The 13833-nt window shown below is 70.0% G+C and carries 13 protein-coding genes and 1 pseudogene; 13 read left to right on the forward strand and 1 reads right to left on the reverse strand.

Features of this window, described 5'->3' with window-relative positions; all coding sequences use genetic code 11:
• The 3 genes and pseudogenes from ABD785_RS38725 to ABD785_RS38735 all read left to right on the forward strand — a co-directional run.
• Positions 1 to 653: pseudogene (locus ABD785_RS38725) on the forward strand (hypothetical protein); the annotation flags it as partial.
• Between the two features lie 104 nt (positions 654 to 757).
• On the forward strand, positions 758 to 1993 hold the full coding sequence (locus tag ABD785_RS38730; protein WP_344839112.1) for a hypothetical protein: 1236 nt from the start codon (positions 758 to 760) through the stop codon (positions 1991 to 1993).
• Between the two features lie 56 nt (positions 1994 to 2049).
• Positions 2050 to 3117 (forward strand): DUF6801 domain-containing protein, encoded by a 1068-nt coding sequence (locus tag ABD785_RS38735; protein ID WP_344839115.1) that lies wholly within the window; start codon positions 2050 to 2052, stop codon positions 3115 to 3117.
• 63 nt (positions 3118 to 3180) lie between these two features.
• On the opposite strand, the gene ABD785_RS38740 is transcribed toward ABD785_RS38735, so the two are convergent.
• Positions 3181 to 4410, reverse strand: coding sequence for a lipase family protein (locus ABD785_RS38740; protein WP_344839117.1), 1230 nt, complete (start codon positions 4408 to 4410; stop codon positions 3181 to 3183).
• A 193-nt stretch (positions 4411 to 4603) separates the two neighbouring features.
• Between ABD785_RS38740 and ABD785_RS38745 the strand changes: the two genes are divergently transcribed.
• From ABD785_RS38745 to ABD785_RS38790, 10 genes are read left to right on the forward strand one after another with little or no spacing between them, the layout of a single operon-like run.
• Positions 4604 to 5152 (forward strand): hypothetical protein, encoded by a 549-nt coding sequence (locus tag ABD785_RS38745; RefSeq protein WP_344839120.1) that lies wholly within the window; start codon positions 4604 to 4606, stop codon positions 5150 to 5152.
• A 3-nt stretch (positions 5153 to 5155) separates the two neighbouring features.
• Positions 5156 to 5941, forward strand: a complete 786-nt coding sequence (locus ABD785_RS38750; protein ID WP_344839123.1) for an MlaE family ABC transporter permease — start codon at positions 5156 to 5158, stop codon at positions 5939 to 5941.
• 5 nt (positions 5942 to 5946) lie between these two features.
• Entirely contained in the window at positions 5947 to 6780 is an 834-nt protein-coding gene (locus ABD785_RS38755; RefSeq protein WP_425547872.1) for an MlaE family ABC transporter permease, read from the forward strand.
• Positions 6777 to 7982, forward strand: a complete 1206-nt coding sequence (locus tag ABD785_RS38760) for an MCE family protein (RefSeq protein WP_344839126.1) — start codon at positions 6777 to 6779, stop codon at positions 7980 to 7982. Before ABD785_RS38755 ends, ABD785_RS38760 begins: the two co-directional genes overlap by 4 nt.
• Positions 7979 to 9019, forward strand: coding sequence for an MCE family protein (locus ABD785_RS38765; RefSeq protein WP_344839128.1), 1041 nt, complete (start codon positions 7979 to 7981; stop codon positions 9017 to 9019). Before ABD785_RS38760 ends, ABD785_RS38765 begins: the two co-directional genes overlap by 4 nt.
• A complete protein-coding gene (locus ABD785_RS38770; RefSeq protein ID WP_344839130.1) occupies positions 9016 to 10068 on the forward strand; it encodes an MCE family protein in 1053 nt (350 codons plus the stop codon). Before ABD785_RS38765 ends, ABD785_RS38770 begins: the two co-directional genes overlap by 4 nt.
• Positions 10065 to 11048: an MCE family protein gene (locus tag ABD785_RS38775; RefSeq protein WP_344839132.1), complete on the forward strand. Its 984-nt coding sequence runs from the start codon at positions 10065 to 10067 to the stop codon at positions 11046 to 11048. Before ABD785_RS38770 ends, ABD785_RS38775 begins: the two co-directional genes overlap by 4 nt.
• Positions 11045 to 12109: an MCE family protein gene (locus ABD785_RS38780; RefSeq protein WP_344839135.1), complete on the forward strand. Its 1065-nt coding sequence runs from the start codon at positions 11045 to 11047 to the stop codon at positions 12107 to 12109. The genes ABD785_RS38775 and ABD785_RS38780 overlap by 4 nt, the downstream gene beginning before the upstream one ends.
• A complete protein-coding gene (locus ABD785_RS38785) occupies positions 12109 to 13359 on the forward strand; it encodes an MCE family protein (protein WP_344839138.1) in 1251 nt (416 codons plus the stop codon). Before ABD785_RS38780 ends, ABD785_RS38785 begins: the two co-directional genes overlap by 1 nt.
• On the forward strand, positions 13356 to 13826 hold the full coding sequence (locus ABD785_RS38790) for a hypothetical protein (protein ID WP_344839140.1): 471 nt from the start codon (positions 13356 to 13358) through the stop codon (positions 13824 to 13826). Before ABD785_RS38785 ends, ABD785_RS38790 begins: the two co-directional genes overlap by 4 nt.
• The last annotated feature ends 7 nt before the right edge of the window (positions 13827 to 13833 follow it).

Consider the following 13833-nt stretch of genomic DNA (forward strand, 5'->3'; position numbering starts at 1 on the left):
TGACCCCCACGCCGACACCGACCCCCACCCCTACACCGACGCCGACTCCCACGCCGACGCCGACGCCGACGCCGACGCCGACGCCGACCCCGACTCCCACCCCGACTCCCACCCCGACCCCCACTCCCACCCCGACCCCCACCCCGGGCGGAGTGAAGTACCACTTCGACCTGGCCGGTACCACCACGGTCAAGGCGTCCAACGGCTCCGCGCCGCTGAACGGCACGATCGACGCCGTGCTCGACCTGAAGACCGGCAACTACACCGCCGCCCTGGTCCTCAAGAAGACCACCGCGAAGCTCAGCATCCTCGGCTTCCTGCCCGGCACCGCTGACGTCGACTTCGCGCAGGTCGGTGACACCACCGGCACGCTGAAGGACGGCGTCCTCACCAGCAGCTCGAAGGTCATCGTCAAGCTGCCCTCGGTGAAGCTGCTCGGTGTCGAGATCGCCGGCGGCCCGACCTGTGTCAGCAAGACCCCCGCGGACATCGCCCTCAAGTCGACCGAGGCCGTGTTCAACCCGCTCAAGGGCGGTCCGATCACCGGCACCTACACCATCCCCGAGCTGAAGGACTGTGGCGCCCTCACCGCCATCGTCAACCCGTTCGCGGCTGGTCCGGGCAACGTGATCAAGGCCAACCTGACGCGCTAGTAACTCACCCGGACCGGGCTCGACGGTCCGAGTGAACACAGCGGACCCCCGTCCTCGTGGCGGGGGTCCGCACCCCGTTGCCCGACGATCGGAACCGGTAGTCCATGAAATTCGCCAGGACCAGGCTGCTCGGCCCGGCCGTCGTGCTCGCCGCCGCGGCCGTGACCCCGCTCGCCCTCGACCGGCTGGCCACCGCCGCTGAACCGAACCTGGCCTACTCCTGCGCCCTGCCGGGCGGCCCCGCCGACATCGCCGTGTCGGTGGCCGGGGGCGCCCCCGCGGGATCGGCCTTCGCCGGCTACCCGGTGGCCCTCGGCAACATCACCCTCTCCGTCCCCCTCCCGCGCGAGGTCCTCCCCGCGGACGCCGCGAGCGTCGCGGGCACCGCCGAGGTCGCCGCGACGGCCACCGAGGCCGGTGCCGCGCCCGTCCCGCTGGCCTGGCCCGCGCTCACCATCGCGACCACGGCGCTGACCACGGCCGCGCCCACCCTGACGGCCAAGGGCATCCCCGCCGCCTACACCCCGAAAGCCGCGGGGGACACCGTCATCTCGCTCGGCGCCTTCACCCTGAAGCTGACCCCGGCCGGCGCGACCGCTCCCACGACCCTCGCGTGCACGCCCAAGCCCGGCACCGTGACGGTCCTGTCGACCATCAAGGCCGAGGCCGCTCCCGAGGTCGGCGACTGCGGCAAGATCACCGCGGCCGACCCGTCGCCCGCGGGCAAGCCCGGCTGCGTCTACATGAGCGGCTTCGCGAACGTGAAGAAGCTGAAGGGGGCGTCGGTCCTCAACGACCCGGCGGTGCCCGGCGACCTCGCGATGACCAACATCATCGTCCACCAGCCGAAGGGCGGGCGGCTCCTGGTCGAGGTCGAGTTCGCCACCCCGCTGCAGGCCAAGGCGACCTTCCTGGGCTTCGGCTTCATGCCGACCAGCGCGACCATGCGGCTCACCCAGGTGAGCAGGGGCTTCGCCGATCTCGACTTCAAGGATCCCAAGAACCTCGCGGGCAACGCCGTCGTCGAGATGGCCATCACCGTCAGCGACGCGACCGTCAACGGAACGCCGCTCAAGGTCGGCCCCAAGTGCAGGTCGGCCCGGAACGTGAAGGCGACCCTGACGGTCGGCCCCGGGTACACGGCCACCAACGGCGGCTCGATGGCCGGAGAGTTCGAGATCCCGCCTTTCCGGGACTGCGGCGTGGGAGAGGACATCAGCCCCGTTCTCACCGCACTCGTCTCGGGTCCCGGCAATTACCTGAAGCTCATGCAGAGCAAGATCTGCGTGCCTCCGTCAAAGACACTCTGCCCGCCGGTGGTCCCCCCGTTGAAGCGTTGACGATGAGAATCCAGGAAAGGACGACGATGTCGGTCAAATTGAGGTTGTCGACGGTCATGGCATCGGTCACGGGAGCGGCCGCGTGCCTGGCCGCCGCCCCCGCCATGGCCGAGGAGCCTCCCGCGCTCACGCTGAACTACACGTGCGCGTTCCCCCTGATCGGCATGCAGCCCCTGGTCGTCAGGATCTCCTCGAACCTGCCGGCCCAGCTCAAGGTCGGGGAGAAGACCCCGGCGATCGAGATCATCACCCAGGACACGGTCAGCGCCTACGCGGCCAAGGGCCTGACCACGATGTACACCGCGACGCTCAGCGGGAACGCCTCCGCCGGCGCGCAGATCGTCCAGCCCAACGGCAAGGTCCTCAACCTCACGGTGCCGAACAAGATCGACCCGGTGACGCTCCCCGCCACCGGCGCGTTCGACGTGACGAGCAAGGGCGGCGCCCCGGCCATCGCGTTCACCAGCGCGGGGGAGGGCAAGGTCACCGTCGGGGACATGCTGCTGACGATGACCCCGAAGGACAAGGACGGCGCCCTGACCGGCCTCGGCACGTTCGAGTCCGAGTGCTCCCAGGACCCCGGCCAGAACAACGTCCTGGCGACGATCAAGGTCGGTGACGTCCCCGCGCCCGTTCGCTCCTACACCGCGACCGGCAGCGCCGTCATCAAGGCCGGAGGCCCCGGGACCCTCCCGCTGACCGGCGGTTTCGAGGCCAAGGCCGACGGGACGACCCTCACCGGGCCGCTGAAACTCAACCCCGGGACCGCGAGCCTGAAGGCCTTCGGCTTCCTCCCGCTGTCGGCGGCCGTGGCCCTCGCCACCGACGGCGACACGACCGGCACCCTCGCCGGCGGCGGCCTGACCACGTCGGGCAAGGCCTCCCTGACGGTCACCTCCATCAGCGCGCTCGGCGTCCCGATCGGCGGAGGGGAGACCTGCAGGACCACCGCCCCGGTCGACCTGTCGCTCAGCGCCCCCGTGTTCGACCCGGCCACCGGAGGCACCCTCGCGGGCGCGTTCACCCTGCCCGCCCTGGCGAACTGCGGGCTGTTCGGCGGCCTCGTCGGCTCGCTGTTCCAGGGTCCGGGCAACACCCTGTCGCTGACGCTCAAGGCGTCCTGACCCGGCGAACGGGAAAAGGGGGCGGGCACCGGATCCGGTGCCCGCCCCCTTTCGGCGTCGCGCTCAGCAGGTGGTCGTGGCCTCGACCCCGGCGAACCGGTCGGTGAGGAAGGAGACCGCGTCGGCGTTGCCCTGGAGGACGCCGGTCAGGTGCCCCATCGGCCAGGTCTTCCACGTGACCTTGACGCCCGCGGCGCAGTAGGTGTTCTTCAGCGCCTCCGCCTGGGCGAAGTTGACGATCTCGTCGTTGGTGCCGTGGTACTGGAACACCGGCGCCTTGATGACGTCCTTGCCCAGCTTGTTGGCGCCGTAGGCGGCCTGCCAGGCCGGGTCGGCCAGCGGGCTGCGCGTGTAGTAGTCGGCGATGGACTTGCCCGCGTAGTCGTTGAACAGCTCGACCGCGCAGTCGCCTGCCCGCATGTTGTCGAACGCGGTCTTGCCCGCGGGCGTGAGCTGGCCGTCCATGTTGAGGCCGTAGGCGTTGTCGAGGCCGACCAGGGCGTAGGCGAGGAAGCCGAACCCCTTCTTGCCGTTGAGCGAGATGCCCATCTTCACCAGGTCGGCCGGGACACCGCCCGCCACGACGCCCACGAGGTTCAGCTCGGGGGCGTAGCCGGGCTGGGTCTCGCCCGCCCACATCGCCGCCCCGCCGCCCTGGGAGTACCCGCGGACGGCCACTTTGGCGTCCGCGGACAGGCCCGCCTCGGTCAGCCGGGTCGCGGCGCGGATCCCGTCGAGCACGGCGGGTCCCTCGGACCTGCCGGTCACGTAGGTGGTCTTGGGGTTCGGGTGGTACCCCTCGTAGTCGGTGACGACGACCGCCCAGCCCTTGGCCAGCATGTCGTTGACCGCCGACTGCTCGTAGAACGCCCCCATGTTCACCATGGTCGAGGGCGTGCACCGGAACGCGGGCCCGTGGGTGCCGGGGCCGAGCCCGACGATCGGGGCCTTCGACCGGTCGACCTCCTTCGGCACCAGCACGATCCCGGTGACGGCGTCGGGCCTGCCGTTCGCGTCCGTCGACAGGTACATGACCTGCCAGGCGTCGGCGAGCTTGCGTGCGGCCGGCGGTCCCGCCTTGGCGGGCCGCGACCTGATGACGTCCCCCGGCCGGCCTGCGGGGAGCGGGCTCGGCGGGGTGTAGAACGCGTCGTCGCCGGCGTCGGCGGCGGCCCTCAGCGGAGCCGCGGCACCCGGCGGAGCGAAGGCGGCGGCACCGCAGACCCCGGTCGCCGTCGCCATTGCGATCAAGAACGCGTTCCTGGTCCTGCGCACCTTCGTTCCGGCGCTCAATTCGACACCTCTTAAATCGCATCCCGGAAATAGCACATGATTCAGAAGCGAGAAGTTACGCCCCGGATTGACGAGAGGCATCGGACTATCCGCGCATGGTCGCCTGGGAAATACGCAGTCGTCTGACAATCCTTTCGGCGGACGCCTCCCTAGGCTCTTAGGGCCCCCACCCCACCCTTCAAGGAGTTTTGTGATGAGGCGATGGATTCTCGCCGCGCTCACGGCCTGTGCCGTAGGAGGCTCGCTCACCGGCTGCTCCGGCGGCGACGGCGGTGACGGCGGTTCCGGCACGAAGGCCGGGCCCGAGGTCACCTGGGCGTCGTCGGTCTGCTCCGCGGTCGGCGGCAAGAACGCCCAGCTGCAGATGCCGGCGGTGGACAGCAAGAACTACGTGAAGGCCAAGGAGGGCATCGTCACCTTCCTCGGCCAGATCTCCACCCAGCTCAGCACGATGGAGACCAACCTGCGCGGTGTCGGCGCCCCGCCGAACGCCGAGGCCAAGCCGCTCTACGACACGACCCTCACCCGCATCGCCACGACCCGCACCGCCGTCGACAAGACCGCGACGACGCTGAAGAGCGCCAAGGTCACCGACAAGGTGTCGCTCACCACGGCGCTGACCGGCCTCGCCGGGATCATGACGAAGTACCAGGACTACCAGGGCCCGATCGCCGACCTCAAGGCGAGCCCGACCCTGAGCACCGCCTTCGCCAGCGCCCCCGCCTGCTCGGGTGTGAGCTAGCCGATGGTCACCCCCGTCATCCAGGCCCCGGCGGCCGCGCTCCGCCAGACCGGCCGCCTGTTCATCCTCGCCGCCACCGTCTTCGGCCAGAGCTTCCGCAGGCCGTTCCAGTTCCGCGAGCTGATCGAACAGTTCTGGTTCATCGCGGGGGTGACGATCCTGCCGACCGCCCTGGTCTCGATTCCCTTCGGGGCGATCATCTCGCTCCAGGTCGGCTCGCTGACCCAGCAGCTCGGCGCCCAGTCCTTCACCGGTGGCGCGAGCGTGCTCGCGGTCGTCCAGCAGGCCAGCCCCCTGATCGTGGCCCTGCTGATCTCGGGAGTGGCCGGGTCGGCGATCACCGCCGACCTCGGCTCCCGGACGATCCGCGAGGAGATCGACGCCATGCAGGTGCTCGGCGTCTCGCCGATCCAGCGGCTGGTCGTGCCCCGGGTACTGGCGTGCGTCGCGGTCGCGGTGCTGCTGAACGGCCTCGTGAGCTGCGTGGGCGTCGCGGGCGGCTACTTCTTCAACGTCATCATGCAGGGCGGCACCCCCGGTGCCTACCTGGCCAGCTTCTCGGCCCTCGCCCAGCTGCCCGACCTGTACGTCAGCGAGCTGAAGGCGCTCATCTTCGGCTTCCTCGCCGGAGTCGTCGCCGCCTACCGCGGGCTGAACCCGCGCAGCGGGCCGAAGGGCGTCGGTGACGCGGTGAACCAGGCCGTCGTCATCACCTTCCTGCTCCTGTTCTTCGTCAACCTCGTGATCACCGGGATCTACCTTCAGGTCGTCCCGCCGAAGGGAGGCTAGTTCCCGTGGTTCTGAGCCTTCGCCGCCGTCGCGGCCGCTCCCCGCTGTCCTACCTGGACGCGCCGGGCGACCAGATGCTCTTCTACCTCAATGCCCTGCGCTGGACGCCCAAGGCGATCCGCCGCTACACCAAGGAGATCCAGCGGCTGCTCGCCGAGGTCACCTTCGGCAGCGGCGGCCTGGGCGTCGTCGGCGGCACCATCGGCGTCATGATCGCCATCACGATGTTCACCGGGACCGTGGTGGGCCTTCAGGGCTACTCCGCCCTGCAGCAGATCGGCACCGCCGCGTTCACCGGGTTCGCCTCGGCGTACTTCAACACCCGGGAGATCGCGCCGCTCGTCGCGGGGCTCGCCCTGTCGGCGACCGTCGGAGCGGGCTTCACCGCCCAGCTCGGCGCGATGCGCATCAACGAGGAGGTCGACGCGCTCGAGGTGATGGGCATCCCCAGCCTGCCCTACCTCGTCACCACCCGGATCGTGGCGGGCGCGATCGCGATCATCCCGCTCTACGGGATCGGGCTCCTCAGCTCCTACCTCGCCTCCCGCGAGGTCACCGTCCTCTTCAACGGGCAGTCGGCGGGTACCTATGACCACTACTTCAAGCTGTTCCTCGCGCCGGTGGACGTGCTGTTGTCGTTCCTCAAGGCGCTGATCTTCAGCGTGCTGGTCATCCTGTCGCACTGCTACTTCGGGTTCCGCGCGTCCGGCGGACCGGCCGGGGTGGGATCGGCCGTCGGACGCGCGGTCAGAACGTCGATCGTGCTCATCAGCGTCACCGACTTCTTCCTCAGCCTCGCGCTGTGGGGGACGACCACCACGGTCAAGGTCGCCGGATGAACGGAAGGCGTTTCGCGGGGGTGGCGTTCCTGCTGATCCCACCCCTGCTGATCTGGCTGTCGATCGCGATCTACGACAAGAAGTTCACCCGGGTCGCCTGGGTGACGCTGCGGGTCGCCACGGCCGGCAGCGAGATGCATCCACAGGCCGACGTGAAGCTGCGCGGCGTGCGGGTCGGCGAGGTCAGGTCGATCTCCGCCGACGGCGGGGGAGCGAAGCTGAGGCTCGCCCTCGATCCGGACAAGCTCGGGATGGTCCCCGCGAACGTCCACGCCCGGCTGCTGCCCACGACCCTGTTCGGGCAGCGCTACGTCTCGCTGGTCCTGCCCCCGGACCCGAGCGCGGACCGGCTGAAGGCCGGCGGGACGATCGGCCAGGACAACTCGGCCAACGCCATCGAGATCCAGCAGCTCCTCGACACCCTCCTGCCGCTGCTGCAGGCCGTCGAGCCGGCGAAGCTGGCGGCGACGCTCAGCGCGATCGCCACCGCCCTCGACGGCCGTGGCGAGCAGATCGGCGCGACGTTCGTGAAGCTCGACGCCTACCTCAAGAAGCTCAACCCGAGCCTGCCCACGCTCAACCAGGGCATCCGCGAGCTGGTCGAGTTCACCCGCAACTACAGCGTGGCCGCGCCCGAGCTCATCGACGCCCTCGCCGACGTGACCTTCACCAGCCGGACCCTCGTCGACCAGAAGAAGGACCTGGCGACGCTCTACACCACGACCACCTCGGCCTCCCAGGACCTCACGAAGTTCCTGAAGGAGAACTCCGGGAACATCATCCGGCTGGCGAAGGACAGCAAGCCGGGCCTGACCGTGATGGCGAAGTACTCCGCCGAGTTCCCGTGCGTGATGCGGATGCTCACCGACTTCGTGCCGGTGATGGACGAGGCGCTCGGCAAGGGCACCGACCGTCCGGGGCTGCGCGTCCAGGTCGGATCCGTGCCGTCCAAGGGCGCCTACCGTCCGGGGAAGGACACGCCGAAGTACGGCGCCAAGGGCGGGCCGAGCTGCTACCCCGTCCCCTACACCACGGCGAAGGTGAGCACGAAGGGCCTCGGCCTGCCGAACTCGCCACAGGAGAACCGCCTCGTGAACGAACTGGTCGCGCCCGCGCTCCAGGAGCCCGCCCAGACGCTCCCCGACTGGAGCAGCGTCCTGGTCGGACCCCTGTTCAGGGGAACGAAGGTGACGGTCTCATGAACAACCGCAGCCTGACGAAGCCCATCGTCAAGTCCCTGCTCTTCATCGTGGTCACCCTGGTGGCCACGGGCCTGCTCGCCACGACCATCGCCCAGACGAGCACCGGCGACACGACCACCTACCGGGCCCGCTTCACCAGCGCCTCCGGCCTCCGGGTCGGGGAGAGCGTCCGCATCGCGGGCGTCCAGATCGGCCGGGTCGACGGCCTGAAGGTCGTGGACCACCGGGTCGCCGAGGTGCGGTTCTCCGTGGAGAAGGGACGCGCGCTGCCGGCGTCCGTCACCGGCACGATCAAGTACCTCAACATCGTCGGCCAGCGCTATCTGGAGCTCGGCCAGGGCGCCGGCGACCTCGGCACGCTCCCGGCCGGGGGCGTCATCCCGCTCGAGCGGACCAGGCCCGCGCTCGACCTCACCCAGCTGTTCAACGGCTTCCAGCCGCTGTTCAACGCGCTGGAGCCGAACGAGGTCAACGGCCTGGCCGACTCGATCGTCAAGGTCCTCCAGGGCGAGGGCGGCACGCTCGACTCCCTGCTGACCACGGTCGGCTCCCTGACCACCACCCTCGCCACCAAGGAGGGGGTGATCAGCCAGGTCGTCGACAACCTCAACGCGGTCCTCAAGACCATCAACGCCAAGAGCGACGCGTTCGGCTCGCTGGTCACCACCCTGCGCGGCCTCGTCTCCGGGCTGGCCCAGGACCGCAAGCCCATCGGAGAGGCCGTCCAGGCGCTCGGCGGGCTCACCGAGACGACCGCCGACTTCCTCGACGACGGCCGCGAGCCCCTGCGCAAGAACATCGACCAGCTCGGGAAGCTGACGGAGAACCTGGCCGACGCGTCACCTACCGTCGACAAGTTCCTCAAGAACCTGCCCACCAAGCTGGAGGCGATCTCGCGGCTCGGCGCCTACGGGTCCTGGATGAACTTCTACATCTGCGAGGCCACCGTGACCGGCGCGACCTACAAGCAGTACGAGGGCGAGACCCCGCCCCAGGTCGCCCCCGTGACCGGGGACCCGGCGAGGTGCGGCCGATGATGAGGATCAGACGGCTCAAGCCGGGCCTGCGACGGCCCCGCCTCAAGCCCATGCGCGACCGCAACCCGATCATCGTCGCCATCGTCGGCCTGGTCTTCATGGCGCTGTTCGCCGCCGGAGCCCTGTCCGCCGACTCCCTGCCCGTCATCGGCGGGGGGACGAACTACAGCGCCTACTTCTCCGAGTCCGCGGGCCTGCGCAAGGGCAACGAGGTCAGGGTCGCGGGCGTCAAGGTCGGCAAGGTGACCGCGGTGACCCTCGACCACGCCAAGGTGAAGATCACCTTCAGGGTGAAGGACGCCTGGGTCGGCAACCAGAGCACCGCGACGATCGACATCAAGACCCTGCTCGGTGACAAGTTCCTGACCCTCGATCCGCTGGGCGACGCCGTGCAGGATCCGAAGGAGACGATCCCGCAGGCCCGCACCATCGCCCCCTACGACGTCGCGCAGGCCTTCCAGGACATCTCCAGCAAGATCGACCAGCTCGACACCGGCAAGCTCGCCCAGAGCTTCGACGTCCTGGCGGCGGCGTTCAAGGACACCCCCGGCAGCGTCCGCAAGGCGCTGACCGGCCTCACGGCGATCTCGGACGTCATCGCCGAACGCGACGCCAAGCTCAAGGAGCTGTTCGCCGCGACCAGGACGACGAGCTCGCTCGTCGCCGACCGCACCGGGGACTTCGAGGTCCTGCTCAAGGACGGCAACCTGCTCCTCGGCGAGCTGCGTCGCCGCCGGGCGGCGATCCATGCCCTCCTGATCGGCTCGCAGAAGATGGCCAAGGAGATCTCCGGCCTCGTCGACGACAACGCCGACCGGCTGAAGCCGACCCTGACCTCGCTCGGCAAGGTCGTCGACGTCCTGCTGAACAACCAGGACCAGCTCGACCGCGCCCTCAAGCTGACCGGACCCTACTCCCGGCTGCTCGGCAACGCCGTCGGCAACGGCCGGTGGATGGACGGGTACCTGTGCGGCCTGTTCACCAGGGAGTACGTGTCCACGGTCCCGGAACAGGGCTGCAAGCCTCCCGCGGAGGTGGGAAAGAAATGATCGGCCGTACCATTTCGATCATCGCCACGGCGATCGTCGCCGTCATCGCCGTCGCCGTGGCCCTCCTCGTCTGGATCGGCGAGGGCCCCGGTACCCGGATCACCGCCTACTTCCCGCTCGCGATCGGCGTCTACCACGGCTCCGACGTGCGGATCCTCGGCGTCCGGGTGGGCCGGGTCGACTCGGTCACGGCCGAGGGCACCCGCGTCAAGGTCGTCCTGACGGTCGACCACGGGATCGACGTGCCCGCCGAGGCCGGCGCCGTGCTCGTCTCGCCGAGCGTCGTGTCCGACCGGTACGTCCAGCTCGCCCCCGCCTACGACGCGGGAGCGAAGATGGCGACCGGAGCGGTCATCCCGCAGGAGCGGACCCGGGTGCCGGTCGAGCTGGACCAGCTCTACGACAGCATGAAGCGGCTCGCGACCCAGCTCGGCCCGCAGGGCGCCAACAGGACGGGATCGCTGTCCCGGCTGCTCCAGGTCGGCGCGGCCAACCTCGACGGCAACGGCGAGGCGCTCCGCAAGATGATCGGCAACTTCAGCAAGGCGGCCAAGACCCTCTCCGGCTCGCAGGACGACATCTTCGCCACGGTCGACGGGCTGCAGCGGTTCACCGGGATGCTGTCGGCCAACGACGGCCAGGTCCGCACCGCCGAACGGCAGCTGGCCGACGTCTCGCAGTTCCTCGCCGCCGACCGCGACGAGCTCGGCGCGGCTCTGAAGGAGCTCGCCACGGCGTTGGTCAAGGTCAAGGACTTCATCAAGGACAACCGGTCCCTGGTGCGGGCCGACGTCGAGAAGCTCGCCAAGATCACCCAGACGCTCGTGAAGCAGCGCAGATCCCTCGCCGAGGCGCTCAACGTGCTGCCGCTCGACGTCGACAACATCCTCAACGCCTACGATCCGCGGACCCGCTCCCTGATGGGCCGGGGCAATCTGCTGGAGCTCATGCCGTTGCCCGCCGCGGGAGCCGCCCAGTGAAGAAGATCCTGATCCCGCTCGCCACGGCCCTGGCCGTCGGCCTGACCGGATGCAGCGCGGTGCCCAGCATCCAGGAGGTCACCCTGCCGGGCGGCGCCGACGTCGGCGACCATCCCTACACGGTGGACGCCGAGTTCGCCAACGTCCTCAACCTCACCCCGCAGACGTCGGTGAAGGTCAACGACGTGGCCGTCGGCAGGGTCACCAAGGTGACGCTGCCGCGGAACGGCTGGACCGCGCGGGTGACCCTGCTGGTCAACGGCGCGGTGAAGCTGCCCGCCAACGCCACCGCCAAGCTGGAGCAGTCCAGCCTGCTGGGCGAGAAGTTCATCCAGCTCGCCGCGCCGCTCCAGCCGAGCGGCAGCCTGGCGGACGGCGCGACCATCCCGATCGAGAACACCAACCGGGACACCGAGATCGAGGAGGTGTTCGGGGCGCTGTCGCTGCTGCTCAACGGCGGCGGTCTCACCCAGCTCCGCACGATCACCCGCGAGCTGAACGCCGCCTTCAAGGGCAACGAGCCGCAGATCAAGCAGATGCTCAAGCGCGTCACCACGCTGGTCTCCCAGCTCGACGGCAACAAGAAGGCCATCACCGAGGCCCTCGACGGCCTCAACCGCCTCACCGCCACCCTGAACGCCCGCAAGACGGAGATCAACACCGTCCTGGACGATCTGGGACCCGGCCTCGGCGTCCTGGAGGAGCAGCGCCACGAGCTGGTCGGGATGCTGGAGTCGCTCGACAAGCTGTCGGCCGTCGCCACCAGGACCGTCAAGCAGAGCAAGAAGGACTTCCTCGCCGACCTCAAGGCGCTGGAGCCGACGCTGCGCCGCCTGGCGCAGGCGGGCAAGGACCTCCCGAACGCCCTCCAGGTGCTGTTCACCTACCCCTTCACCGACGCCGTTCTCCCCGCGATCAAGGGCGACTACCTGAACGGCTACCTGAACGTGATCGCACCGCCGGGCACCGAGGTGGTCCCGCCGGTCAGCCCGCAGACCCCCGCCACCCCGGCCCCGACCACCCCCGCCCCCACGACCTCCCCGACGACGGCGGTGCAGTAGTGCTGACCCTCCAGACGAAGATCAAGAACGTGATCTTCCTGCTCATCGCCATCGTCTGCCTCGCCTACATCGGCACCGGCTACGCCGACCTCGGCCGCTATTTCGGGCGGAGCGGCTACTACACCGTCCACGTCGACCTCAGCGAGGCCGGCGGCCTGCTCACCAACGCCGACGTCACCTACCGGGGCGTCTCGGTCGGAAGGGTCGGGCCGGTGCGGCTGACCGCGAACGGCGTCCGGGCCGATCTGCACGTCTACGACTCCCAGAAGCAGATCCCCAGCGACCTCAAGGCCGTCGTCGCGAGCCGGTCCGCGGTCGGTGAGCAGTTCATCGACCTGCGGCCGAACGTCGCGACGGCGCCCTACCTGACGGAGGGCTCGGTCGTCGCGCAGGACGTCACGACCCTGCCCGCGCCCGTCACCGACCTGCTGGCCAGTCTCAACGACCTCGCCGGCTCCGTCCCCCTGGACGCCCTGCGCACCGTCGTCGACGAGCTCGGCACCGCGTTCGCCGGGCAGGGCCCCGACCTCCAGCAGCTCCTCGACAACGGCACCAAGCTCGTCGACGCCGCCGACGCGCACTCGACCCAGACCAAGAACCTCATCGACTCCTCGACCCAGGTGCTGGCCACCCAGAACGACGAGGCGGGCTCGGTGCGGCGGTTCGCCGCCGGCACCAAACTGCTGGCCCGGCAGCTGCGCACGTCCGACCCGGACCTGCGCCGTCTCATCGCGGCCGCCCCCCAGGCCACGACGCAGGTCTCCGAGCTCGTCAAGGAGCTCGACCCGAGCCTGAGCGTGCTGTTCGCGAACCTCCTGACGACCTCCGACGTGTTCCTCGTCCGCGTCAAGGGGCTGGAGCAGCTCCTGGTGCGCGCGCCCGCCGCGGTCGCCGCCGGTTCGACGGTCGTCCAGAACGGAAAGCTCTCCTTCTCCATGGTCCCCACCTTCTTCGACCCCCTGCCCTGCACCAAGGGGTACGGCGCCACCTACCGCAACGCCCTCGACACCGCGCCGCCGCCCGGTCTCAACATCGCCGCGCACTGCGCGCTGCCCGCCTCCAGCGGCACCGAGGTCCGGGGCCCGGCCAACGCCCCCAAGGCCCCGCCGCTGATGCCCGTCGCGGTCCCCGGCTCCTCGGCCGTTCCCACCAGCTCCGCGGGAGGGGCCATGCCGGGCGCGCTCGGCCTGCCCCCGCTGCCCGCGGGCTCCGGCGACCTGGCGGCTCTGCTCGGGCTGGTGGGCACATGACACGCTGGATCGCCAGGATCCTCCTGGTGGCCTCGCTCGCCTTCCTCGGCTGGGCGGGCTGGACCTACTGGCAGGCCGGCGGCGGCGACTCCCCGGCCGACCGCGCCGCCGCCCTCGCGACGGGCACCAGGGCCGTCGCCGTCCTCAACACCCTCGACCACACCAGCCCGCAGACCTCCGTCGACCAGTGGCTGGCGATCACCAGCGGGCCGCTGCACGACCAGCTGGGGCGCGACGGGGCGAAGGCGAGCACGACCTCGGCGACCGGGACCGTGGTCGCGGCGGCCCTGAGCTCCTACGACGGCGGGACCCGGACGGCCCGCCTGATCGCCTCGGTCAACGTCGAGCTGACCCCCGCCAAGGGGGCGCCGAGCGTGCAGCGCCAGCGGTTCGAGGCACAGGTCACCAAGGTCGGCTCCGACTGGAAGCTGACCTCCCTCACGGCCGTCCCGGTCGGTGCCCGATGAGCGAGCT

Origin of the sequence: Actinocorallia longicatena (assembly GCF_039534125.1) — a bacterium.
In the GTDB taxonomy this organism is placed as follows: domain Bacteria; phylum Actinomycetota; class Actinomycetes; order Streptosporangiales; family Streptosporangiaceae; genus Actinocorallia; species Actinocorallia longicatena.

What these genes read in the sequence shown, in the direction of transcription:
- ABD785_RS38730 (WP_344839112.1), top strand. Translation starts at nt 758, where the DNA reads ATGAAATTCGCCAGGACCAGGCTGCTCGGCCCGGCCGTCGTGCTCGCC.
- ABD785_RS38735 (WP_344839115.1), top strand. Translation starts at nt 2,050, where the DNA reads ATGGCATCGGTCACGGGAGCGGCCGCGTGCCTGGCCGCCGCCCCCGCC.
- ABD785_RS38745 (WP_344839120.1), top strand. Translation starts at nt 4,604, where the DNA reads ATGAGGCGATGGATTCTCGCCGCGCTCACGGCCTGTGCCGTAGGAGGC.
- ABD785_RS38750 (WP_344839123.1), top strand. Translation starts at nt 5,156, where the DNA reads ATGGTCACCCCCGTCATCCAGGCCCCGGCGGCCGCGCTCCGCCAGACC.
- ABD785_RS38760 (WP_344839126.1), top strand. Translation starts at nt 6,777, where the DNA reads ATGAACGGAAGGCGTTTCGCGGGGGTGGCGTTCCTGCTGATCCCACCC.
- ABD785_RS38765 (WP_344839128.1), top strand. Translation starts at nt 7,979, where the DNA reads ATGAACAACCGCAGCCTGACGAAGCCCATCGTCAAGTCCCTGCTCTTC.
- ABD785_RS38770 (WP_344839130.1), top strand. Translation starts at nt 9,016, where the DNA reads ATGATGAGGATCAGACGGCTCAAGCCGGGCCTGCGACGGCCCCGCCTC.
- ABD785_RS38775 (WP_344839132.1), top strand. Translation starts at nt 10,065, where the DNA reads ATGATCGGCCGTACCATTTCGATCATCGCCACGGCGATCGTCGCCGTC.
- ABD785_RS38790 (WP_344839140.1), top strand. Translation starts at nt 13,356, where the DNA reads ATGACACGCTGGATCGCCAGGATCCTCCTGGTGGCCTCGCTCGCCTTC.